The sequence below is a fragment of the Streptomyces sp. NPDC051740 genome (assembly GCF_044453165.1).
In the GTDB taxonomy this organism is placed as follows: Bacteria; Actinomycetota; Actinomycetes; order Streptomycetales; family Streptomycetaceae; genus Streptomyces; species Streptomyces atrovirens.
The window spans coordinates 1-22,211 of sequence record NZ_JBITCL010000036.1 but is presented as its reverse complement, the minus strand read 5'-3'; the positions used below and the strand labels follow the sequence as shown (position 1 = coordinate 22,211).

Here is a 22,211-nt window from a genome sequence, read left to right as displayed (position 1 = left end):
GCGAATGTCCACCGACCAGGAGCATGCCGTGACCGCCCTGCCCGCGGAACCACAGGCCGACGAGCCGCTCATCCCCATGCCCGCGCTCACGCCCGGGGCGCTGCGGACCGCCGTCGAGACCCTGACGCCGAGCCGGATGCCGACGTTCGTGGGCGATCTCGTCAGTGCTACTACGCGCGCCCAGGAGCTCCAGTCGTTCGCGCCGCTGCGTACGTTCGTCCGTACCTGGGGTGTCTTCGTGGCGATCCAGCGCTATCCCTCGCGGGCTGCCCGCCTACGCCATCTGGAAGAGCTCGTGAGCGCTGGGGTGGAGGACCCGGTCGACGCCATGGGCGAAATCAGGAAGATCTATGTGGATGCCGAGGCAGAGGCCGGGCTGTGAGCGACTGGAAATGGGACTACAACCCGAGCGAGGAGCACCTGACCGGTGGCCTTCCCGTCGGTGTGATCGCAGAGGTGGAGCGGATCGCCACTGAGTTGGCCGCGCTTGGACGTGACGCCGAGCTGGCGGGCAGCAGGCCGGAGGACAGGCCCGGGGGGTTGAGGAACTTCCCACTGTTCGGTGGACGTGGTTTCCTCCAGTTCCTCGCCGTTCCTGGGCACGAGTGCGTCTACATCTGCAACATCGTGTGGTTCGGATAAACGTGAGCAGCGCGCAGCTCATGGAAGGACCAACCGATCTCATGAGGTTCCCATGCAGCTGGCCGCGAGACGGCTGCGCGTTGACTGCTCGATCGCCGGGGACCCGGCAGGCGTCCGTAGGGCCCTCGCGGCGAACCGTTCTTCACCCAGCTGAACGCCCAGGTGGAGATGTGCCCCGTCATGAACGCGGAGGACCTCCGGAAGGGACTCCCGCGGCTGGGCCGATCCCTGCCGTCAGCTGAAGACGATCATCGACCCCTGCGCCAGGCTCCGGGTCGCCGCCGCGTGCAGGCCCAGCCAGACGTGGCGTTCGCGGGCGAAGGGGCTGGGGTCGTAAGGGGCGGGGACGGCCGGCTCCTCCAGCTCGGTCGGGCCGCGCGGGGGTTCGGGTGCGGCCGGGGGGTTCGCCGGGTCGATGCCGATGGACGGGGCGACCAGCTCCAGCTCCCGCAGCAGCGCGTGGGAGGAGCCCAGGGGGCCGCCGCCCGCGAGGAGTTCGTCGTTGGCGAGGGGGTGCGGGAAGTCGACGGGGACGTACGCGCCCGCGTGGTCGTAGTGCCAGACCAGGTGGGACTGCTGGGCCGTCGCCTCGAACATCTCCAGCAACTGCTCGTAGTCACCGCCCAGTTCGTCCACCGGGGTGACCGGCAGCCCGCACACCTGGAGCAGGTGCGCCCGCCGCAGGAAGTGCAGCGCGTCGTAGTCGAAACCCGCGACCGGGGCCACCTCGCCGGTCAGCCCCGGCATGTACTGGTACACCGGCACCGGTGGCAGGCCGGCCTCGGCGAGCACCGCGTTGTACTGCGCGAGTTCCTCGGCGAACGGGTTGTCGGGCGTGTGGCACAACACGTCGACGAGCGGTACCAGCCACAGGTCACAGGCCAAAGAGGGCTCCTCACACAGCGCGGTCGTCGGGATGGTCGTCGTGGTCAGGGAAGCGTATCGGCGCCCGGCGCGGGCTGCTCCCCCCGTACCGGCCCTTGTGCGGGTCCCTTACCCATCCCGCCGCCCGTCAGCCCCTCCACGAGGGAGAGCGCGTGCGTGTCGTACGACTCGACGACCGCGCGGGCCTCATCGATGTCACGGCGCGACAGCGCGTCGACCAGATCGGTGTGCGCGGCCCACAGGTGTCCGCGCAGATCGGGCAGCCGCCGCAGACGCTGCACCACACACACCCAGGTCCGCACGCGCAGCCGGTGCAGGAAGTCGGTGAGGTACGGGTTGCCGAACAGGGACCCGAGTTCGCGCCAGAAGCGCAGGTCGTAGCCGATGAGGACGGTGACCTCGCCGGCGAGGGCCGCGCGCTGCGCCTCCTCGCCGCGTCTGCGCACCCCGGCGAGGGCGGCGGCGACCCGGGGCTCGTCCGGCCGGAGGTGGACCATGTGGCCGTCGGCCAGCGCGTGGAACATCCCGTCGGTCACCAGGGTGCGGGCCTCGATCATGCCCCGGAAGTCGTCGGCGGAGTACTCGTGCACCCGGAAACCCCGGTGCTGGTCGGCGTCGAGCAGCCCCTGCGCCGACAGGTCGACCAGCGCCTCCCGGACGGGGGTCGCGGACACGCCGTACTGGTCGGCGATCTCCTTGACGGTGAACTCCTGCCCCGGCTGGAGCCGGCCGGCCAGCACCTCGTCACGGAGCGCGTCCGCGATCTGCTGCCGCAGGGTGCTGCGGGTCACGGCGCCGCCGCTGAAGCCGGGCATGGTCGGGGCGTCTCCCTCGTCGCGTTCGAGTGGCGTGCACACAGGATGTCCACGGGCACGCCACCTTACGCGTTCGGACGGGCCCCGGAGTGTTCGAAGGGGTGCGAGGGGGGACCCCCTCGCACCCGCTCGCACCGGCCTCCCGGAGTGGTCACTCCACGTAGCCGTCCGCCACCGACAGGGCCGCGTCCAGCGCCGCGAGACCCTCCTTCAGCTCCGCCTCGCTCGCGTTGCACGGCGGCACCACATGCGTGCGGTTCATGTTCACGAAGGGCCAGATCCCGGCCTCCTTCGCGGCGGCGGCGAAGGCCGCCATCGGGGCGTTCGCCTCACCGGCCGCGTTGTACGGCACCAGCGGCTCGCGGGTCTCCCGGTCGCGCACCAGCTCCAGCGCCCAGAACATGCCGGTCCCGCGCACCTCGCCCACGCTCGGGTGCCGCTCCGCCAGCTCCCGCAGCCCCGGCCCGACGACGGACGCGCCGAGGGCCGCCGCGTTCTCGACGACGCCCTCCTCCGCCATCACGTCGATCGTCGCGACGGCGGCGGCGCAGGCCAGCGGGTGTCCCGAGTACGTCAGGCCACCCGGGTACGGCCGCTTCCCGAACGTCTCCGCGATCGCCCCGGAGATCGCGACCCCGCCCAGCGGCACGTACCCGGAGTTCACGCCCTTCGCGAAGGTCATCAGGTCCGGGACGACGTCGTACAGGTCCGCCGCGAACCACTTCCCGGTCCGCCCGAACCCGGCCATGACCTCGTCGAGGACGAAGACGATCCCGTACTTGTCGCAGATCTCGCGCACCCCGGCGAGATAGCCGGCGGGCGGCGGCATGATGCCCGCCGTCCCCGGGATCGTCTCCAGGACGACCGCGGCGACGGTCGACGGCCCCTCGAAGGCGATCGTCGTCTCCAGGTGCTCCAGCGCCCGCGCGCACTCCTGCTCCTCGGTCTCCGCGTAGAAGCGGGAGCGGTACAGGAACGGCGCCCAGAAGTGCACGACCCCGGCCGTGCCGCTGTCGGAGGCCCAGCGGCGCGGGTCACCGGTGACGTTGACCGCCTGCTGGGTGCCGCCGTGGTACGAGCGGTACGCGGAGAGCACCTTGGGGCGGCCGGTGTGCAGCCGCGCCATGCGCAGGGCGTGCTCCACGGCGTCGGCGCCGCCGTTGGTGAAGAAGATCCTGTCCAGGTCGCCCGGGGTCCGCTCGGCGATCAGCCGCGCCGCCTCCGAGCGCGCCTCGACGGCGAACGCGGGCGCGAACGTCGTCATCCGCGCCGCCTGCTCCTGGATCGCGGCGACGACCTTCGGGTGCTGGTAGCCGATGTTGGTGTAGACGAGGCCGCTGGTGAAGTCGAGGTAGCGCCGGCCGTCGTAGTCCCAGAAGTACGACCCCTCCGCCCCGGCGACGGCGAGCGGGTCGATGAGCTCCTGCGCGGACCAGGAGTGGAAGACGTGCGCACGGTCGGCGGCCTTGACGGCGGCCCCGACCTCGGGGTTCGGCTGAGGGGTCATGTGGCCGAGGGTAGGCCGGGGCCGTGGGGCCGCGACATCGGCGGCCTGTCTGCGGTGGGGGACTTTCCGCGACAGGGTGTCGACAGGAGTGATTGACAGGAAGCTGTCGTAATGACAATATACTGTCATCTGCTGGCGTACCCACAAGGGAGCGGTCATGACCCGCAGGCCCGTGCACCTCGCCCTCTACGACACCTTCGCCGACTGGGAGACCGGTCACGCCACCGCGCATCTCGCGCGCGCCGGCTACGAGGTGCGTACGGTCACCCCGGCCGGGGAGCCCGTCACCGGCATCGGCGGACTCCGCGTCCTGTCCGACCTCGCGCTCGACGAACTGCGGCCCGAGGACAGCGCGCTGCTGATCCTCCCCGGCGCCGACCGCTGGGACGAGGGCGACGACCTCGCCCCCTTCGCCCGCACCGCCCGCGCCTTCCTCGACGCCGGTGTGCCCGTCGCCGCGATCTGCGGCGCCACCGCCGGACTCGCCCGCGAAGGGCTGCTCGACGAGCGCGCGCACACCAGCGCCGTCTCCTTCTACCTCGCCGCGACCGGCTACGCGGGCGGCGACCGGTACGTCGAGGCCGACGCGGTCACCGACGGCAACCTCGTCACCGCCGGGCCGACCGAGCCCGTCGCCTTCGCCCGCGAGATCCTCCGGCTGCTCGGCGTCCACGACGACACGGTGACCGACGCCTGGTACCGGCTGTTCCACGACTCGGACCCCGAGGCGTACGCCGTGTACACGAAGGCCACGGCCCGGTGAGCGAGGAACGTCAGGACCTGCTCAGCAGGGGCGCGCTCGGCACCTTCCGGCTGAACGGCCAGTTCCTCGCGGTCGCCGAGGAGCTGGCCCGGCCCGCCGGGCTCACCGCCGCCTGGTGGCAGGTGCTCGGCGCGGTCCTCGGCGAGCCGCTGCCGGTCTCCGGGATCGCCAGGGCCATGGGCATCACCCGGCAGAGCGTGCAGCGCGTCGCCGACCTGCTGGTGGAGCGCGGACTCGCCGAGTACCGGCCCAACCCGGCCCACCGCCGCGCCAAACTCCTCGCCCCCACGGAGCGGGGCCACACGGCGATCAGCCGCATCGACCCCGGCCACGCGGCCTTCGCACGGCGGCTGGCGGAGGCGTACGGAGCGGCGTACGGGGAGGCGGAACTCGCCCGTGCGGTGGAGGCGCTGGAACGCCTGTCCACGGTGCTGGACACACTCGGACCGCCTGTTACGGAACCGTAGACATCGCCCAGCTCACCGGGTACCGGCCCCGCACTATCCTCGGGATGTTGCTCATCGGGGGGAGGCGGCGTGGCGATGGACAAGCTCGGGCCCGGGGATCCACCGGGAATCGGGGCGTACCGGCTGCTGGCCCGGCTCGGGGCCGGCGGCATGGGACAGGTCTACCTCGCCCGCTCCGACCGGGGACGCACCGTCGCCGTCAAGCTGATCCGCCGGGAACTGGCCCAGCAGGAGGAGTTCCGGGCGCGCTTCCGCCAGGAGGTGCACGCCGCGCGGCAGGTCGGCGGCGACTGGACGGCCCCGGTGCTCGACGCGGACACCGAGGCGCCCGTGCCGTGGGTGGCCACCGGGTACGTGGCCGGGCCCAGCCTCCAGCAGGTGGTCGGGCACGACCACGGGGCGCTGCCCGAGCGTTCGGTACGCATCCTCGCCGCCGGTCTCGCGCACGCGCTGAAGGACATCCACGCCGCGGGGATCATCCACCGGGACCTCAAGCCGTCCAACGTGCTCGTCACCATCGACGGTCCGCGCGTCATCGACTTCGGGATCGCGCGGGCGCTGGAGACGGTGACCGACGGCGGGCTCACCCGCACCGGCGCGCTCGTCGGCTCGCCCGGCTTCATGGCACCCGAGCAGGTGCGCGGCGACCGCGTCACGCCCGCCTGCGACGTGTTCTGCCTCGGCTCGGTGCTCGCCTACGCCGCCACCGGCACGTTCCCGTTCGGCACCGCCGCCAGCGGTGTGCACGCGCTGATGTTCCGCATCGCCCAGGAGGAACCCGACCTGGCCGGCGTGCCCGAGGGGATCGCCGACCTCGTACGCGACTGCCTGAAGAAGGACCCGGCGGCCCGGCCCACCCTCGACCGGGTGCTGGAACGCACCGGCGCGGAGGACACCGTGACCGGCGGCCGCTCCCGCGACCCCTGGCTGCCGAGCGCCCTGGTGGCCCAACTCGGCCGCCACGCGGTCCGCCTCCTGGACGCGGAGGACCCGGAAACCCCGGCGCCTCCCGCACCGGCGGGCACGCCTCCCGCTGTCCGGCCGCCGGTACCGCCAGGGCCGGCCGGTCCGGGCGGGGCGGCCACCCCCGGTACGCCGCCCGCCGGGCATCCGGGTGGCCACGCCGCCGCTTCGGCACCGGCGGCGTGGCCCTCCACGCCACCCGGACCGGCCGGATCCGGCGCACCCGCGCCAGGAGGTCCCGCCGAGCACGCCCGTGCCGCCGACGACTCCGTCGGGCCGCCCGTGGCCGGTGCGGCCTCCCTGCCCCCGCCCGGGCAGCCGGGGGCCGACCATCTGCCCACCCTCGTGGCCGGTCAGGGCGCCCCCGCCCAGCCCTCGTCCCCGGGCCCGTACGGGCACCCCCAGCAGCCCGCGTACGGCTACCCCTACAACGGGCCCGTCGTCGGCCACACCCCGCCCTACGGGCCGCCGCCGTACGGGCCGGTGTCCGAGCCGCGTCGGGACAACCGTTCCACCGTGCTGCTCGTGGTGATCGCGCTGGTCGTCGCACTCGCCGCCGGTGGCACCGTGTACGCGCTGATGAGCGGCGGCGCCGCCGACAACCGTGCCGGTGGCGACCCCACCGCGCCCCCGTCGCCCAGCGGCACGTCGCGGAGTTCCGCCCCCACCACCCCCGACGACACCCGGCCGCCCAGCACCTCCGCCCCCGCGGACGGCACCGTTCCCGCCGACTACCTGGGCAGTTGGTCCACCACCATCGACAACGCGAGCGGTGAGCACACCCGCCGGCTGACCATCCGGCAGGGCGAGGCCGGTGACACGGTCATGTCCCTCGTCGCCGACGGGCCCACCGGCGACGGCACCTACCACTGCGTCTTCGAGGCCCGGCTCACCGCCGGCTCCGGCGACCGGCTGGAGCTCGGCCCGTCCTCCGTGACGGTCGGGCAGCCGAGCGGCGCCTGCACCCCGGGCTCCGCCAGCGAGGTCACCCTGCTTCCCGGCGGCTCCCTCCAGCGCGTGACCACCGGCAACGGCGAACAGCTCACCTACACGCGGGATTGAAACCCCGTACCGCACACGGTCGTCGAACGTCCGTCGAACTCCCGAGAACGGAGACCGCCGACCGCTTCGTACGGCCGTGCGGTGACTGCCCGGTCGGATGTGCGGGCAGCGGCGGGGGCGGCACGGTGGAGTGGCTGAGAGCGGAGAACCTGGTGGCCGTGGTGACGGGACGTGCCGTGACGTGACGTGCCGGTTCAGCGCGGCTCGGGCGGACGCTGCCGCGGCATGTTGGGGCGGGCCGGCCCCTGCGGGGCCGGGAAGCGGCCGTACGGGAGGGAGCCCTCCGGGCGTCCCGCGCCCGCCGTCTGGATGCCCAGCGGCGCGCCACCCGTGCGGAACTCCACCATCCAGTCGGCCGTCTCGACCCGCACCAGCTCGGTGACGTCCTCCGAGAACCGCCGCAGCACCGACAGGCAGCGCTCGGCCGCCTCGCTCGCCGTACCGTCCGCCGGGCCGAGCACCTCGCGCACGCACTCCGACGCCCAGTCGAACTGGAACGCCTGCAACCGCCGCTGCACGGCCTGCGCGGTCGCCACGTCCCGCATCCAGCCGGACGTCATCCCGAAGAACCGGTCCCCGGCCACACAGGCCACCCCGAGCAGCAGCGCCAGATAACCCCAGGGCGCGGCCCCGTCGGCCACCCCGGTCAGATCGAGCAGCGGCAGCGCCGCCCCGGTCAGCGCGCCCCCGGCCGTCCCGGCCCGCAGCGCCCACGCGCACCGCCGCTTCCACATCCGGTCCGCGAGGTACCAGGCGGCCGTGTCCAGCGCGCCGCGCTCCACCCACCGGTACAGCTCGTCCAGCCGGGCCGCCGGCTCGCCCCAGTCCCCGAGCGGGAACTCCCGCCCCTCCAGGTCGTCCGGCCAGGGCCCGGCCGCCCCTTCGCCCCGCCCGTCCTGAGGCCGACCCTCGGGCTGCATCTCCGGCTGACCCACCCGGTATCTCCCTACTGACCCCTGCTGATTCCGCGTACTGTCCGTCCGTGAAGTGTGACGCCAGGTGCTCACGCGCCTGACCCTTCCTACCGCCCAATGGGTGGCGGCGCCGGGGGTTCGGGCTCTTTTTCGTCCGGAAGATGGCCGTGATCAGGTATAGGGCCCCCACCGTGACTCACTCGAAAGAGTGTCGGGGCAGCGGCCCCCGCGACCACGTAGGCTCGTGCCGAACGGTAAAACCCTTACCGACGGACCGACCAAGGAGCCGAATCGTGATCCCCGGTGGTGGCCAGCCGAACATGCAGCAGCTGCTCCAGCAGGCCCAGAAGATGCAGCAGGACCTGGCCCGGGCCCAGGAGGAGCTGGCGAGGACCGAGGTCGACGGACAGTCGGGAGGCGGCCTGGTGAAGGCCACCGTCACCGGCTCCGGCGAGCTGCGCGGCCTCGTCATCGACCCGAAGGCGGTGGACCCGGAGGACACCGAGACCCTCGCCGACCTGATCGTCGCGGCGGTCCAGGCGGCCAACGAGAACGCCCAGGCCCTCCAGCAGCAGAAGCTCGGCCCGCTGGCCCAGGGGCTGGGCGGCGGCGGTCTCCCCGGCCTCCCCTTCTGACTTCTCGAATCGACCCCTCGAACCTTTCGGAGACGGCCCGCGGGCCTTTACCGTACGTACTGAAGGAACACCAGGAAGGGACGGCAGTCCGTTGTACGAAGGCGTGGTCCAGGACCTCATCGACGAACTGGGGCGGCTGCCCGGCGTCGGTCCCAAGAGCGCGCAGCGGATCGCCTTCCACATCCTCCAGGCGGAACCGACGGACGTGCGGCGTCTGGCGCACGCGCTGATGGAGGTCAAGGCGAAGGTCCGCTTCTGCGCGACCTGTGGGAACGTCGCGCAGGAGGAGCAGTGCAACATCTGCCGCGACACCCGCCGCGACCCGGCCGTCATCTGCGTCGTGGAGGAGCCGAAGGACGTCGTGGCGATCGAGCGCACCCGTGAGTTCCGGGGCCGCTACCACGTCCTCGGCGGCGCGATCAGCCCGATCGACGGGGTCGGCCCGGACGACCTGCGGATACGAGAACTTCTCGCGCGGTTGGCCGACGGTACGGTCACGGAGCTGATCCTGGCCACGGACCCGAATCTGGAAGGCGAGGCGACGGCGACGTACCTCGCCCGCATGATCAAGCCCATGGGCCTGAAGGTCACCCGCCTGGCCAGCGGCCTCCCGGTGGGTGGCGACCTGGAATACGCGGACGAGGTGACCCTCGGCCGCGCCTTCGAGGGGAGACGACTCCTAGATGTCTGACGCCACGCTGCACGCGACGGAACAGAACCCCGACGACTTCGCCGTCCAGATCGCCGACCAGATCGAGAGCTTCCTGGTCGCCGTCACGGAGGTCGCGAAGGGCGACGAGCCGGACTCGGCGGTCCCCTTCCTCCTCCTGGAGGTCTCCCAGCTCCTCCTGGCCGGCGGCCGCCTGGGCGCGCACGAGGACATCGTCCCCGACGAGCGCTACGAGCCCGACCCGGGCCCGGAGGCCGACGTGGACGAACTCCGCGAGAACCTGGCCCGCATGCTCGACCCGATCGACGTCTACTCGGAGGTCTTCGACCCCTACGAGCCGCGCCGGGCCCCGGTCCCGGCCCGCATCTCCGACGACCTCACCGACGTCATCACCGACCTCCGCCACGGCATGGTCCACTACAGGGCCGGCCGCACCACGGAGGCCCTGTGGTGGTGGCAGTTCTCCTACTTCTCCAACTGGGGCTCCACCGCGTCCGCGGCGTTGCGCGCCCTGCAGTCGGTGGTCGCCCACGTCCGCCTGAACCAGCCCCTCGCCGAACTCGACGGCCTCGACACCGACCAGGGCATGGGCGACGACACCCTGGAGTTCGAGGCGGGCAAGGTCATGGCCGAGGAGATCGGCACCCCGCTGGGCGTCCGCCCGGTCACGTGATCAGAAAAAGCGTGAGCACATAGCAGGTGAATGTCCATTAATTGCTCAAATGAACGCTTGATGGACAGTATCGGCCAGTGTGTTCACGCTTTTTTGGGAGGGGTGCCCCTGCTAGCGTCCGCCGCGTGAACGACAGCGTGTACGTGGGCAACGCGGGCAGGGACGCGGCGCTGGACCGGGGCTGGCTCCTCGGGCACTTCAAGGACGCCGGGGATCCTCGCCACAGCGAGGCGGTGGAGATCAAGTGGGGCGTCCACCCACGTGGCGACGAGCGAACGCAGTGGGTGAGCGGCGAGGAACGCACAGCCCTCCTGGTCCTCGTCAGCGGCCGTTTCCGAGTCGAACTCCCCGGCCGCAGCGTCCTTCTGGAAGAACAGGGCGACTACGTCGTATGGGGACACGGAACCGACCACTCCTGGTTCGCGGAGGAGGAGTCGGTGGTACTGACCGTCCGCTGGCCGTCCGTACCCGGCTACGTGGTGGCGGAGGGCGGAGAGGCGTGATGAGCCGGTACAGCGGCTGGGCCGACGTCAAGCGTCGGATCCGCGAGAGCCGGCCCGAGGTGCCCGACACCGAGTGGGAATCCCGCAAGCGGGCCGCTCGTACGGCGACGGAGGTCTACGTGGCGGGACACCACCTGCGTGAGATCCGTGAGGAGCAGGGGCTGACACAGGCCCAGGCGGCCGCGTCGGTGGGGATCTCCCAGGCGAGGGCCTCCCAGATCGAACGGGGAGAGATCCACAACCTGGAGACCATGCGTGCGTACGCGGAGGCGCTCGGGGCCAGGATCACTGTGACGATCGAGTACGGCGACCGTACGGCGGGTGAGGCCTGACCGGTGTGCGGAGCAACCCGAGCAACGCCTCGGACGTGACGTGGGGCGCGATGGGCGTCGGTTCGCTGTACCAGCGCAGCGGCCAGGTGTTGCCGTCCAGGGCGGAGACGCCGACGTAGCCGACGACGTGCGGCCGGTGACGGAGGCGGTCGTTCATACAGGACGGTGAATCGCACTCGTCGCGGTCACGCGGTGATGCCGTACGGTCTACGCTCGGTGGCCACCGTGGAGACTCGCGCCGTGGTGTACCAGTCGGAGGTGGGTGTCGTGCCGGTCCCGAACAACAATTCCCAGCCACCCGCGGCCTGGTGCTACAGCGGGAACCAGCTGAAGCGCTGGCGCACCATGGCCAACGTCAGCCGTGAGGCGCTGGCCGCCGCGGCCAACTACGCCCCGGAGACCATCGCGTCCATGGAGCGCGGCGTGCGGATGCCGTCGCCCAGGGTGCTCGACGTGGCGGACGAACTGTGCGGCGCACAGGGGATGCTGAGTGCGGCGAAGGAGTACGTGCGCAGGGAGCGGTACTCCACGCGGGCGGTGGACTTCATCGAGCGGGAGCGGGAGGCTACGAGCCTCTGGACGTACGAAGTCACTCTGATCCCAGGCCTGTTGCAGACCCAGGCGTACGCGCGGGCGCTCATCGACAACCGGATCCCGCCGCTGGACGAGGAGACGGTGGAGGAGCGGGTGGCGGCCCGGATGGAACGGCAGGCCATCCTCACGGAGCGCAAGCCGCCGGTCGGGCTGAGCTTCGTCCTCTACGAGGCCGTCCTGCGCGGCTCGTTGGTGGACGCGGAGCAGCTCGAGCGGTTGCTGGAGGTTTCCCGGCTGCGCAATGTCGTGGTGCAGGTGCTGCCCTTCGAGCGGGCGTTCGCGAATGCGCTGGAGGGTCCCATGGTGCTGGTGGAGGGGCACGATCACGAGCGATTCGCCTTCACGGAGGGCGCGTTCGTCAGCGAGCTTTCGGCCGAACCAGGGGTTGTCAGCCGTGTGACCGAGCGGCTTAGCATGATCCGCACGCGGGCCCTCGACCCCGACGAGTCGGTCCGCCTCATCGAGCGGATGGTGAATCAGCCGTGAGCGACCAGCTGAAGTGGTTCAAGTCGAGTCACAGCGACAGCGAGGGCGGCAACTGCGTCGAGGTCGCACTGGCGTGGTTCAAGTCGAGTCACAGCGACAGCGAGGGCGGCGCCTGCGTCGAGGTCGCCCACTGCGGTGCCGTCCACGTCCGCGACTCCAAGAACCTCGCGGGCCCCGAACTCCGTATCGCCGCGCCTGCCTGGTCGGCGTTCGTTTCCGCAGTTCAGCCCGGAGCTTGAGCTTCGGGCTCCGAGCTCTTCCCCTGGGTTTCCTGGTGTGGTTGAAATATCCAACCAACCAAGCCTGAACGTGAGTTGAGTCGGCGTACCTCGTAAGAGTGACGATCCGTGATCGGCTTGCTTCGCTGTGTCACGCGGCTCTAGGTTCGCGGCAAACGACCAGCACATGAGTCGGCCCCGGCGGTGCACCAACACCGATCCGGGGCCTGACCTACGTATCGAGGGACCTCGATACCCTAGAAATCGAGGAGCCCCGACCGTGGCTTGCGCCCACCCTAGTCCCGCCCTCCCCTCCCCGTCCCACCCCATGGCCAATACGGGGTACGGAAAGCGTCACGCAGGTGACGAGGACCCGCACGCCGACCCGGACTTCGCACATCTGCTCCCGCGTGACGCCGAGATCGCCGTCTTCGTCGACCACCTCGAAGAGGGACACGCGATGGGCCACAAGGCCATCGCCGCCGTGCACCCCCGCTACGGCCAGCAGGCCGTCCGTGTCTCGCTGGGCCGCATCGTGGTCGCCGGGCATCTGCGCTGGATCAGGGAGCACATCACCGTCGAGGACAACTCGATGCGGTGGGTGACCCGCACGTACTGGTCGCGTACCCGCAGGTCGGCCGAGTGGTGGGAGAACTTCGCACGGGAGCGCCACGGCAAGGACGTGACCGAGCACTACTTCCCCGGGCTGACGCGGGTCGAGGAGGAGGCCGACACGGAAGTCGTGGCGGAAGCCGAGCAGGCGGCGGCGGAAGCGGCTGCGGAGAGCGAGCGGGAAGAGCCCGTCGCCGAGCAGCCCAGCGCCGCGTACCAAGCCCTCGCCGAGGCCGGTGCGGTCGATGGCCGTATGCCGTTGTCCGACGGCGACTGCCGTTCCCTCGAACCCCTCGCCGCCCAGTGGCTGGCCCATGGCGCGAGCCCGCAGGACATCACGAAGGCACTGACCGACGGGCTGCCGCCCGCCGTCGACAACCCGGGCGGACTCGCCCGCAACCGATTGGAGAGGAAAATGCCTCCGAAGAAGGTGAAGGTCCGGCAGAAGGCCGGCCGTCGGGCACAGGTGACCCGCGTGCTCATGGTCTGCGGGCTGTGCGACGCGGACGAGCGGACGACGGAGATCGCGCACGGCCTGTGCCGGGAGTGCATGGCCGAGATCGAGGCGGAAGGGCCGGTGGTCTTCTACGGGGCTGTGCCTGACACGTTCCTCCCCGGCCCCCGGGGGAGCGGCGGCCTCGAGGGCGCCGACGAGGTCGTCGATGTCACCGAACGCGTCGACGCCCTCCGCCGCGCGGCGGGACTGACCTCGCCGAAGGGACGGAACAGGTGACAGTCCCCGGCGGCGGTGGCCTGCCCATGTCTCTCGGCGGGGACCTGACCGAGCGCCTGAAGGCGTACGCCGAGTCCTGTCGGCGGCCGGTCGAAGCCGTGGTCGCGGTGGAGGAATACCCCGACGCGCGTCCGGATCACCAGCAGCCGCGTGCCGCCGGGCTCACGGCCATGCGGGAGTACGAGGCGGAGCACGGGCCCTTCACCGAAGAGGAGACCGCGGAGGCCGACGCGCGGATCGACCGGCTCTTCCGTCCCGCGGACGACGAGCACGAAGGTCCTCGGACGGCCGGCCGGAGAGGAGGGACGAATGAGCGTGCGGGAGGTACCGGTCGGGGCACCATGGTGTCGAGGAGGCGACGCCATGACCCCCACGACCGAACACCGGCCGCAGATGTCCGTCGAGGAGTTCGAGGAGCTGGAACGCCATGCTCCCGAGACCGTGCGGCTGGAGTTCATCAACGGGAAGGTCCAGGTCAAGGCGGTGACGGATGGTAACCACGACCAGATCGTGGCCTGGTTGCAGAGGCTGTGCATGCAGCACCGCCCGGAGCTGTGGCTTTACGGGGACCGGGGCATGAAGGTCGAGACCTACCGCAAGGGCAGGGCTCGCCCCGACGGGGTTCTGGCTCCCTTCGGATTCGCGAAGGGGCACGGGGACTGGTCGGAGACGGAGGGCGTGCTCATGGCCGTGGAGGTCACGTCGCACGATTCCGACACCCACCGGCGCGACCGAGTCGAGAAGCCCGACGGTTACGCCGCCGCAGGCATCCCCGTGTACCTCCTCATCGACCGGGACGACCGCTCGGTCGTCGTGTTCAACCAGCCGGAGGACGGCCGCTACCGTCACCAGGAGAAACTCCCCTTCGGTGCCGCCGTGAAGCTCCCCGACCCCGTGAACATCACCCTCGACACCGAACCACTCAAGGACCTCGTCGACTGAGCCCGCGTGTGACGCGGGGCACTTTCCCGAGTGGGCCGCGCCGGGATGGGCATGAGCCCCCTGCACGGGCGCCGGGGAGTCTCACCATGCGATATCGCGGAGGGGTTTTTCGGGCGCTCGATAGACTGAACCGACCGCAGCGCACACATATGTGTGCGGACTGTGGAAAACGACGGACTGAGCGAGGAGCGCACGTGGGCCTTGTCGTGCAGAAGTACGGAGGCTCCTCCGTAGCCGATGCCGAAGGCATCAAGCGCGTCGCCAAGAGGATCGTGGAAGCCAAGAAGAACGGCCACCAGGTGGTCGCCGTGGTTTCCGCGATGGGCGACACGACGGACGAGCTGATCGATCTCGCCGAGCAGGTTTCCCCGATCCCTGCCGGGCGCGAGCTCGACATGCTGCTGACCGCCGGAGAGCGGATCTCCATGGCCCTGCTGGCCATGGCGATCAAAAACCTGGGCCACAACGCCCAGAGCTTCACCGGCAGCCAGGCAGGTGTCATCACCGACTCGGTCCACAACAAAGCCCGCATCATCGATGTCACGCCGGGCCGGATCAAGGCCTCGGTGGACGAGGGCAACATCGCCATCGTCGCCGGTTTCCAGGGCGTCAGCCAGGACACCAAGGACATCACCACGCTCGGCCGCGGCGGCTCCGACACCACCGCCGTCGCCCTCGCCGCCGCGCTCGACGCCGAGGTGTGCGAGATCTACACGGACGTCGACGGTGTGTTCACCGCCGACCCGCGCGTGGTGACGAAGGCCCGGAAGATCGACTGGATCGCGTTCGAGGACATGCTCGAACTGGCGGCCTCCGGGTCCAAGGTGCTGCTCCACCGCTGTGTGGAGTACGCCCGCCGGTACAACATCCCGATCCACGTCCGTTCGTCCTTCAGCGGACTGCAGGGCACGTGGGTCAGCAGTGAGCCGATGAAGCAAGGGGACAAGCAGGTGGAGCAGGCTCTCATCTCCGGTGTCGCGCACGACACCTCCGAGGCCAAGGTCACGGTCGTCGGTGTGCCGGACAAGCCCGGCGAGGCCGCCTCGATCTTCCGCACGATCGCCGATGCCGAGATCAACATCGACATGGTCGTGCAGAACGTGTCCGCCGCGTCCACGGGCCTGACGGACATCTCCTTCACCCTGCCGAAGACCGAGGGCCGCAAGGCCATCGACGCGCTGGAGAAGAACAAGGGCGCCATCGGCTTCGACTCCCTGCGCTACGACGACCAGATCGGCAAGATCTCCCTGGTCGGCGCCGGTATGAAGACCAACCCGGGCGTCACCGCCGATTTCTTCACGGCGCTCAGCGACGCCGGCGTGAACATCGAGCTGATCTCGACCTCCGAGATCCGCATCTCGGTCGTCACCCGCAAGGACGACGTGCCGGAGGCCGTCCGCGCCGTGCACTCGGCGTTCGGTCTCGACTCCGACAGCGACGAGGCCGTGGTCTACGGAGGCACCGGCCGCTGATGGCCGGTACCGAGGGACCCGGACGTTCCGGGCGGCCGACGCTCGCGGTCGTGGGAGCGACCGGGGCCGTCGGCACGGTCATGCTCCAGATCCTGTCCCAGCGGGCGGACGTCTGGGGCGAGATCAGACTCGTCGCCTCCCCGCGCTCGGCCGGCCGCAAGCTGGCCGTGCGCGGGGAGGAGACCGAGGTCGTGGCGCTCACCGAGGAGGCCTTCGACGGGGTCGACGTCGCGATGTTCGACGTACCCGACGAGGTCGCCGAGCGGTGGGCGCCCCTCGCCGCCGCGCGGGGCGCGGTGGTGGTCGACAACTCGGGCGCGTTCCGGATGGACCCGGACGTGCCCCTCGTCGTCCCCGAGGTCAACCCGCACGCCGTGCGGAGGCGCCCGCGCGGGATCGTCGCCAACCCGAACTGCACCACCCTGTCGATGATCGTCGCGCTGGGCGCGCTGCACGCCGAGTTCGGGCTGCGCGAGCTGGTGGTCTCCTCGTACCAGGCGGTCAGCGGCGCCGGACACGCGGGCGTACGCACCCTGCGCGAGCAGCTCTCCCTGGTGGCCGGCACGGAGCTGGGGACCCACCCCGGTGACGTACGGCGGGCCGTGGGGGACAACACCGGGCCGTTCCCGGAGCCGGTCGCGCTGAACGTCGTACCGTGGGCCGGGTCGCTGCGCGAGGACGGCTGGTCCTCGGAGGAGATGAAGGTCCGGGACGAGTCCCGCAAGATCCTCGGCCTGCCCTCCCTGCCCGTGGCGGTCACCTGCGTACGCGTCCCGGTGGTCACCACGCACTCCCTCACCGTGCACGCCCGCTTCGAGGGCGAGGTCACCGTCGACAAGGCGCGCGAGATCCTCGCCACGGCGCCCGGCGTGGTCCTGTTCGACAACCCGGCGGCGGGGGAGTTCCCCACCCCCGCCGACGTCGTCGGCACCGATCCGACCTGGGTCGGGCGGGTACGGCGGGCCCTGGACGACCCCACCGCGCTGGAGCTCTTCGTGTGCGGGGACAACCTGCGCAAGGGGGCGGCGCTGAACACCACCCAGATCGCCGAACTCGTGGCGGTTGAACGGTAAAAAGTTCTGGATCGCACAGCATTCGTTTGTAGGATCTGTGTAAGCCCTGTGAGCCGGATTCCCGGCTGGACGCCTCTTGATCAGGCCGTTTCGGCGGCGGAGGATTGAGCAGGGCCTGTACGGGGCTTGCACGAGGATTCACCTCCCCGTTCTCCGCAACCGCGCGGAGGGCGGGGAGCGTCTTTGCGGTCACCCTTACCGGGGGGCGTGGGGGCGCTGCTCTCCGGACGTGGGGACGTCCGGAGCCGGGCGCGGGGACGTCCGTTCATATGGAATACAGGGGAAGAGCGGGACGCATGAGGGCATTTGATGCGCTGTCGGTGGTGCTGCCCGACGCGGGCGGGCGGCCGGCCACACCGGCCGCCGCAAAAGTGACGCCCGGCACGTACAACCCTTACGAGGGGAAGCGTGTCCAACTGGCGTGGCTGAGGTACTCGACTTCACAGCGCCGCGCGGCACGGCCCTACGGCCGCCCCGTCAGGCTCACCGACCCCGCATGCCCGGTGCGTCCGGCGGCGGCATGCCGGTGATCGCGCCCATGCCCGCAGCGCGCCCCGCCCGCATACCAGGACAGCGTGACGGCACCGACGACGTCGTGGCGGCCGGCACCACCGTCGACCATCTCACCGAGACCTACCGCGCGCACTACCGCTCGCTGCTGGGTCTCGCGGCACTCCTCCTCGACGACACCGCCTCCTGCGAGGACGTCGTGCAGGAGGCGTTCATCCGCGTCCACTCCGCCCGCAAACGCGTCCGGGACCCGGAGAAGACCCTGGCCTATCTGCGCCAGACGGTCGTCAACCTGTCCCGTTCCGCGCTGCGCCGCCGCATCCTCGGCCTCAAGCTGCTCTCCAAGCCCATGCCCGACATGGCGAGCGCGGAGGAGGGCGCCTACGACCAGCTGGAGCGCGACTCGCTGATCAAGGCGATGAAGGGGCTCCAGCGCCGCCAGCGCGAGGTGCTGGTGCTGCGCTACTTCGCGGACATGACGGAGGCGCAGGTCGCCGAGACCCTCGGCATCTCGCTGGGCTCGGTGAAGGCGTACGGCTCACGCGGTATCGCGGCGCTGCGGCTGGCCATGGAGGCGCCGGCATGAGCGAGGGCAAGGACGCGCGGCGCGAGGAGCGCGGGCCGGAGGGCTCGCGTCCGTCCGGGGCCGCGCGGGAGTCCGGGGGCGTGCCCGCGCCCGGGGACGTAAGGGAAACCGGCGACGGGAACGAGCCGGAGCACACGCACGCTGGGAACGGAACTGTGAACGACGGCCTGGACGAACAGGGCTCCGAGGGGCTCGACGCGGACGAGCTGGCACTGCGCACCCTGCTGCACCGGGCGGTGCGGGAGGTGGAGCCGGGCGACGGCACCCTGGACTATCTGCGCCGGGCCGTCCCCGCCCGCCGGGCCCGCAAGCGCCAGGCCCTCGTCGGCGTGGCCGCCGCCGCCCTCTTCCTCGGCACCGCCGTCCCCGCCCTCGTCCACGTCTCCGGCGTCACCGGCTCCGACGCCGACCCCTCCGCCGTCGGTCATGCCGCGCAGGCGCAGGGCGGCACCGGTCAGGGCGAGGACCCGGAGGGCGGGGAGAGCACCACGGGCGGCGCCTCGGACCAGGTCGAGGGGACCGGCAAGGGCGACAAGAAGGAACAGGACGAGGGCGGCGCGAGCACCGGCTCCGGTACGGGGGCGACGGAGGGCGCCGACCCCTCGGCCGACGTCGCCGCCGGGGTGCCCGTCTGCACCGCCGCCCAGCTCGGCCCGGCGACCGCGTCCAGCACCGCCCCCGAGTCCACGGGCGCGGTCTACGGCTCCTTCCGGGTCGTCAACGTCTCCACCGCGAGCTGTACCGTCGAGGGCGCCGGGAGCGTGACCCCGGCTCCGCAGGGCGCGGCCGACGCCACCAAGGTGACCTCGGCGCGGCATGTGGCGGGGGACGCGGCGGCCGGACTGCCCGATCCCTCCCTGGAGGTCGTGGAGCTGGTGCTCAAGCCGGGTGCGGCGTACGAGGTGAAGTTCGCCTGGGTGCCCTCCGAGACCTGCGCGGCTCCGGGCGACAGCACGGGCGGCAGCACCGGCGGCCCCTCGCCCGACCCGACACCGACCGGCGCCCCGACCACGACGACCGGCGCGTCCACGGGCACCGACAGCGGCATGGTCACCCAGCTGGTCGGGGAGGACGGCACGGGAGACGGCAGCGTGGCGGTGACGTACACGCCGCCCACGGGCTCGGGTTCGGCCACCACGACGGTGAGCAACGCGTGCGCGGGCACGGTGTACTTCACGGGGCTGCTGTCGGCGGTGTGATCCTGTGGCGGGGGCGGGCCTCCGGGCCCCGGTCCGTTGCCGGCTGTCGGCCCGGTGTCAGACCGCTGACGGACTCGGCCGCTCCGGTTCCCGCTTCCCGTCCTCGTTGTCCCCGTCCGGGACCAGGCCCAGTTCCGCGTCGCGGACGAACTCCAGCTCGCGGCGGAACAGACGGAACCACATGAAGATCACGAAGCCCACGAAGGCGAACCACTCGGCGGTGTAGCCGAGGTTCTGGAACGCCTTCAGGTCAAGGCCGGTGCCGCTCGGGGCGGTCGCCGGCACCGCCTTCATGCCGGAGTCGCCGCGGTTGAGCGTGAGCCAGGCGTCGTGCACGTCGTACTCCACGAGGTTCACCAGCGACGCCGAGCTGATCGCCGCCGTCTGCCCCTCGGGCAGGCCGCCGCGGGCGCTGACGCCGTTGCTGCCCGGTGTCTCGGACGCCTGGAGCGCGCCGGTGACGGTGACCTCGCCGGTGGGCGCCGCGGGCGTCCTCGCCGGGTCGGGGGTGCCGGGCAGCCAGCCCCGGACGACGGGCAGCGCCCGGCCGGTGTCGGTGCGCAGCAGGGTCAGGACGTAGTAGCCGTCCTTGTCGTCCAGCTTGCGGTCGGGCACGAGCAGCTGGGTGTCGTACCGGCCGCTCACCGTGGCCTGCTTGCCGGAGGTGGCCTTGGTCACGGGCAGCAGGTCGTCCAGCGGCCTGGCCGCCTCCCGCTTGTCCGTGGCGATGCGCGCCTCGGCGTCGCGGTGGTTGTCCACCCTGTCCTCGAACCGGCCCAGCTGCCAGGACCCCATGAAGACGCAGAAGGGGATGGAGAGCAGCAGGAAGACGTTGATCCCCCACCAGCGGGGCGTCAGCAGAAACCGGTACACGCCTTCAACGGTACGGGCCCGCGGGTGGTTCCCGGTCCGCGGGGTCGCCGTGCGGCGGGCGGTCCCGACGAGAGGCCGGTGAAGGATCGGGAAGAAGTTGTCCACAGGCTGGGGGCCTCGGCGGCGCGATGTCCTCCCGGACGGGCAGTATGGGGTCATGACTGAGAGCAACGGGTCCGACGGGCCGGGCCGGGCGGACCACCAGACCGAGCGAGTGGAACAGGGCGCGGGCATGCCCGACTGGGAGAAGCGCTTCCGGGCGCCCCGGGTGTCCCTGCCCGACTGGGCGGAGGACGCCCCCGACCGCTCCCTGTTCGTGTCGAACGCGACGGGGACGTACGAGCTGTACGCCTGGGACCGGGCGACGGGCGAGCAGCGGCAGGTGACGGACCGGCCCAACGGCACGACGGACGGCGTGCTCTCGCCGGACGGCGAGTGGATCTGGTGGTTCGACGACAAGGACGGCGACGAGTTCGGCGTGTGGCGCCGGCAGCGGTTCGCGGGCGGCGAGGACGAGCTCGCGGCACCGGGCCTGGATCCTTCGTACCCCGCCGGTCTCGCGCTGGGCCGGGACGGCCGTACGGCGGTCGTGGGCCGTTCCACGGACGAGGACGGTACGACGATCCACCTGGCCCGTACGGGAGAGGGGCCCGTGGAGATCTACCGGCACCGTGAGTCGGCGGGCGTCGGGGACCTCTCCCACGACGGTTCGCTGATCGCCGTGGAGCACACCGAGCACGGTGACGCGATGCACTCCGCGCTGCGGGTGCTGCGGCCCGACGGTACGACGGTCGCCGAGCTCGACGACACCGAGGGCGGCACCCGGGAGCTGGGCCTGGAGGTGCTGGGCTTCGCGCCGGTGGCGGGCGACACCCGGCTGCTCATCGGGCACCAGCGGCGCGGACGCTGGGAGCCGCTGGTGTGGGACGTGGCGACGGGGGAGGAGACCGACCTCGCGCTGGAGCTGCCCGGTGACGTGAGCGCCGAGTGGTGTCCGGACGGTACGGGGCTGCTCGTCGTGCACGGCTTCGAGGCCCGTGGCGAGCTGTTCCGCTACGACCTGGCCGGGCGCCGGCTGGTGGAGATCCCCACCCCGCGCGGCGCGGTCTCGGGTGCGACGGCCCGGCCCGACGGCAGCGTGGAGTACCTGTGGTCGTCGGCGGCCCAGCCGCCGGCGGTGCGGTCCACGGCGGGCGGAGTGGTCCTCGACCCGCCCGGGATGAAGTCGCCGGGGTCGGTCCCGGTGGAGGACGTGTGGGTGGAGGGGCCCGGCGGCCGTATCCACGCGCTCGTCCAGAAGCCGGCCGGCGCGACCGGTCCGCTCCCGACCGTCTTCGACATCCACGGCGGCCCCACCTGGCACGACAGCGACTCCTTCGCGGCCGGCCCGGCCGCCTGGGTCGACCACGGCTACGCGGTGGTCCGCGTCAACTACCGGGGCTCCACGGGGTACGGCCGCGCCTGGACCGACGCGCTGAAGCACCGGGTGGGCCTGATCGAGCTGGAGGACATCGCGGCGGTGCGGGAGTGGGCGGTCGCCTCCGGTCTCGCCGACCCGGCCCGGCTGATCCTCACCGGCGGCTCCTGGGGCGGCTACCTCACCCTGCTCGGCCTCGGTACGCAGCCCGACGCGTGGGCGCTGGGCATCGCGGCGGTACCGGTCGCCGACTACGTCACGGCGTACCACGACGAGATGGAAGCGCTGAAGGCGATGGACCGCACGCTGCTCGGCGGCACCCCGGAGGAGGTCCCCGACCGCTTCGAGGCGTCCTCGCCCCTCACCTACGTCGACCGGGTCAAGGCCCCGGTCTACATCTCGGCGGGCGTCAACGACCCCCGCTGCCCCATCCAGCAGATCGAGAACTACGTCAAGCGCCTGGAATCCCGCGACGCCGTCCACGAGGTCTACCGCTACGACGCGGGCCACGGCTCCCTGGTGGTCGACGAACGCATCAAACAGGTCCGCCTGGAACTCGCCTTCGCAGCCCGACACCTGCCCGCATAGCTGCGGCCTGCTGCCTCGCCCCCGTAGCTGCGGGCAGTCGCACGGCCGGGGGGTGTTCGCGCAACCCGGCGCTTGCG

Annotated in this window: 24 protein-coding genes; 19 read left to right on the top strand and 5 right to left on the bottom strand. The window is 71.6% G+C overall.

Annotation, left to right across the window (positions count from 1 at the left end):
* Window positions 1–4: 4 nt before the first annotated feature.
* A complete protein-coding gene (locus tag ACIA6T_RS34065) occupies window positions 5–382 on the top strand; it encodes a hypothetical protein (protein WP_399450381.1) in 378 nt (125 codons plus the stop codon).
* Entirely contained in the window at window positions 379–642 is a 264-nt protein-coding gene (locus ACIA6T_RS34060) for a hypothetical protein (protein WP_383610616.1), read from the top strand. The genes ACIA6T_RS34065 and ACIA6T_RS34060 overlap by 4 nt, the downstream gene beginning before the upstream one ends.
* 234 nt (window positions 643–876) lie before the next feature.
* Here the strand turns inward: ACIA6T_RS34060 and ACIA6T_RS34055 are convergent, their stop codons facing one another.
* From ACIA6T_RS34055 to ACIA6T_RS34045, 3 genes are all read right to left on the bottom strand, one after another.
* The gene (locus ACIA6T_RS34055; RefSeq protein ID WP_385046139.1) at window positions 877–1,527 is read right to left on the bottom strand and encodes a hypothetical protein; all 651 of its coding nucleotides are present in this window, start codon (window positions 1,525–1,527) and stop codon (window positions 877–879) included.
* Between the two features lie 44 nt (window positions 1,528–1,571).
* Window positions 1,572–2,342: a GntR family transcriptional regulator gene (locus ACIA6T_RS34050; protein ID WP_399450380.1), complete on the bottom strand. Its 771-nt coding sequence runs from the start codon at window positions 2,340–2,342 to the stop codon at window positions 1,572–1,574.
* Window positions 2,343–2,493: 151 nt separating this feature from the next.
* A complete protein-coding gene (locus ACIA6T_RS34045; protein WP_399450379.1) occupies window positions 2,494–3,849 on the bottom strand; it encodes an aspartate aminotransferase family protein in 1,356 nt (451 codons plus the stop codon).
* A gap of 157 nt (window positions 3,850–4,006) precedes the next feature.
* On the opposite strand from ACIA6T_RS34045, the gene ACIA6T_RS34040 reads away from it, so the two are divergent.
* The 3 genes from ACIA6T_RS34040 (at window position 4,007) to ACIA6T_RS34030 (ending at window position 7,104) form a co-directional block, all read left to right on the top strand.
* Window positions 4,007–4,612, top strand: coding sequence for a type 1 glutamine amidotransferase family protein (locus ACIA6T_RS34040; RefSeq protein WP_399450378.1), 606 nt, complete (start codon window positions 4,007–4,009; stop codon window positions 4,610–4,612).
* The gene (locus ACIA6T_RS34035) at window positions 4,609–5,079 is read left to right on the top strand and encodes a MarR family winged helix-turn-helix transcriptional regulator (RefSeq protein WP_399450377.1); all 471 of its coding nucleotides are present in this window, start codon (window positions 4,609–4,611) and stop codon (window positions 5,077–5,079) included. The genes ACIA6T_RS34040 and ACIA6T_RS34035 overlap by 4 nt, the downstream gene beginning before the upstream one ends.
* A gap of 75 nt (window positions 5,080–5,154) precedes the next feature.
* The gene (locus ACIA6T_RS34030) at window positions 5,155–7,104 is read left to right on the top strand and encodes a protein kinase (RefSeq protein ID WP_399450403.1); all 1,950 of its coding nucleotides are present in this window, start codon (window positions 5,155–5,157) and stop codon (window positions 7,102–7,104) included.
* A gap of 194 nt (window positions 7,105–7,298) precedes the next feature.
* Here ACIA6T_RS34030 and ACIA6T_RS34025 read toward each other — a convergent pair whose 3' ends face one another.
* Window positions 7,299–8,039 carry an SLATT domain-containing protein gene (locus ACIA6T_RS34025; RefSeq protein ID WP_399450376.1) on the bottom strand — a complete coding sequence of 247 codons (741 nt, stop codon included), beginning with the start codon at window positions 8,037–8,039 and terminating at the stop codon, window positions 7,299–7,301.
* A gap of 272 nt (window positions 8,040–8,311) precedes the next feature.
* Here ACIA6T_RS34025 and ACIA6T_RS34020 point away from each other — a divergent pair, with 272 nt between their 5' ends.
* The 13 genes from ACIA6T_RS34020 (at window position 8,312) to ACIA6T_RS33960 (ending at window position 19,256) form a co-directional block, all read left to right on the top strand.
* Window positions 8,312–8,653, top strand: a complete 342-nt coding sequence (locus ACIA6T_RS34020) for a YbaB/EbfC family nucleoid-associated protein (protein ID WP_030863093.1) — start codon at window positions 8,312–8,314, stop codon at window positions 8,651–8,653.
* Between the two features lie 91 nt (window positions 8,654–8,744).
* On the top strand, window positions 8,745–9,344 hold the full coding sequence (gene recR, locus ACIA6T_RS34015; protein WP_030863096.1) for a recombination mediator RecR: 600 nt from the start codon (window positions 8,745–8,747) through the stop codon (window positions 9,342–9,344).
* Window positions 9,337–9,996, top strand: coding sequence for a DUF5063 domain-containing protein (locus tag ACIA6T_RS34010; RefSeq protein ID WP_399450375.1), 660 nt, complete (start codon window positions 9,337–9,339; stop codon window positions 9,994–9,996). The genes recR and ACIA6T_RS34010 overlap by 8 nt, the downstream gene beginning before the upstream one ends.
* Window positions 9,997–10,121: 125 nt before the next feature.
* Complete coding sequence (locus ACIA6T_RS34005; RefSeq protein WP_399450374.1) at window positions 10,122–10,499, top strand: signal peptidase I; 378 nt, start codon at window positions 10,122–10,124, stop codon at window positions 10,497–10,499.
* Entirely contained in the window at window positions 10,499–10,831 is a 333-nt protein-coding gene (locus ACIA6T_RS34000; RefSeq protein WP_399450373.1) for a helix-turn-helix domain-containing protein, read from the top strand. Before ACIA6T_RS34005 ends, ACIA6T_RS34000 begins: the two co-directional genes overlap by 1 nt.
* Before the next feature lie 216 nt (window positions 10,832–11,047).
* Window positions 11,048–11,911 (top strand): DUF5753 domain-containing protein, encoded by an 864-nt coding sequence (locus ACIA6T_RS33995; RefSeq protein WP_399450372.1) that lies wholly within the window; start codon window positions 11,048–11,050, stop codon window positions 11,909–11,911.
* Window positions 11,908–12,150, top strand: a complete 243-nt coding sequence (locus ACIA6T_RS33990; protein WP_030827821.1) for a DUF397 domain-containing protein — start codon at window positions 11,908–11,910, stop codon at window positions 12,148–12,150. The genes ACIA6T_RS33995 and ACIA6T_RS33990 overlap by 4 nt, the downstream gene beginning before the upstream one ends.
* 307 nt (window positions 12,151–12,457) lie before the next feature.
* On the top strand, window positions 12,458–13,474 hold the full coding sequence (locus tag ACIA6T_RS33985; protein ID WP_399450371.1) for a hypothetical protein: 1,017 nt from the start codon (window positions 12,458–12,460) through the stop codon (window positions 13,472–13,474).
* 363 nt (window positions 13,475–13,837) lie between these two features.
* The gene (locus ACIA6T_RS33980; RefSeq protein WP_399450370.1) at window positions 13,838–14,416 is read left to right on the top strand and encodes a Uma2 family endonuclease; all 579 of its coding nucleotides are present in this window, start codon (window positions 13,838–13,840) and stop codon (window positions 14,414–14,416) included.
* Between the two features lie 194 nt (window positions 14,417–14,610).
* On the top strand, window positions 14,611–15,888 hold the full coding sequence (locus ACIA6T_RS33975) for an aspartate kinase (protein ID WP_344559814.1): 1,278 nt from the start codon (window positions 14,611–14,613) through the stop codon (window positions 15,886–15,888).
* Window positions 15,888–16,961 (top strand): aspartate-semialdehyde dehydrogenase, encoded by a 1,074-nt coding sequence (locus ACIA6T_RS33970; protein ID WP_399450369.1) that lies wholly within the window; start codon window positions 15,888–15,890, stop codon window positions 16,959–16,961. Before ACIA6T_RS33975 ends, ACIA6T_RS33970 begins: the two co-directional genes overlap by 1 nt.
* 520 nt (window positions 16,962–17,481) lie before the next feature.
* Window positions 17,482–18,057 (top strand): SigE family RNA polymerase sigma factor, encoded by a 576-nt coding sequence (locus tag ACIA6T_RS33965; RefSeq protein WP_030863114.1) that lies wholly within the window; start codon window positions 17,482–17,484, stop codon window positions 18,055–18,057.
* Window positions 18,054–19,256, top strand: a complete 1,203-nt coding sequence (locus ACIA6T_RS33960; protein WP_399450368.1) for a hypothetical protein — start codon at window positions 18,054–18,056, stop codon at window positions 19,254–19,256. The genes ACIA6T_RS33965 and ACIA6T_RS33960 overlap by 4 nt, the downstream gene beginning before the upstream one ends.
* Window positions 19,257–19,313: 57 nt before the next feature.
* On the opposite strand, the gene ACIA6T_RS33955 is transcribed toward ACIA6T_RS33960, so the two are convergent.
* A complete protein-coding gene (locus ACIA6T_RS33955) occupies window positions 19,314–20,129 on the bottom strand; it encodes an SURF1 family protein (protein WP_399450367.1) in 816 nt (271 codons plus the stop codon).
* 157 nt (window positions 20,130–20,286) lie between these two features.
* Between ACIA6T_RS33955 and ACIA6T_RS33950 the strand changes: the two genes are divergently transcribed.
* Window positions 20,287–22,134, top strand: coding sequence for a prolyl oligopeptidase family serine peptidase (locus ACIA6T_RS33950; RefSeq protein ID WP_399450366.1), 1,848 nt, complete (start codon window positions 20,287–20,289; stop codon window positions 22,132–22,134).
* Window positions 22,135–22,211 lie beyond the last annotated feature (77 nt).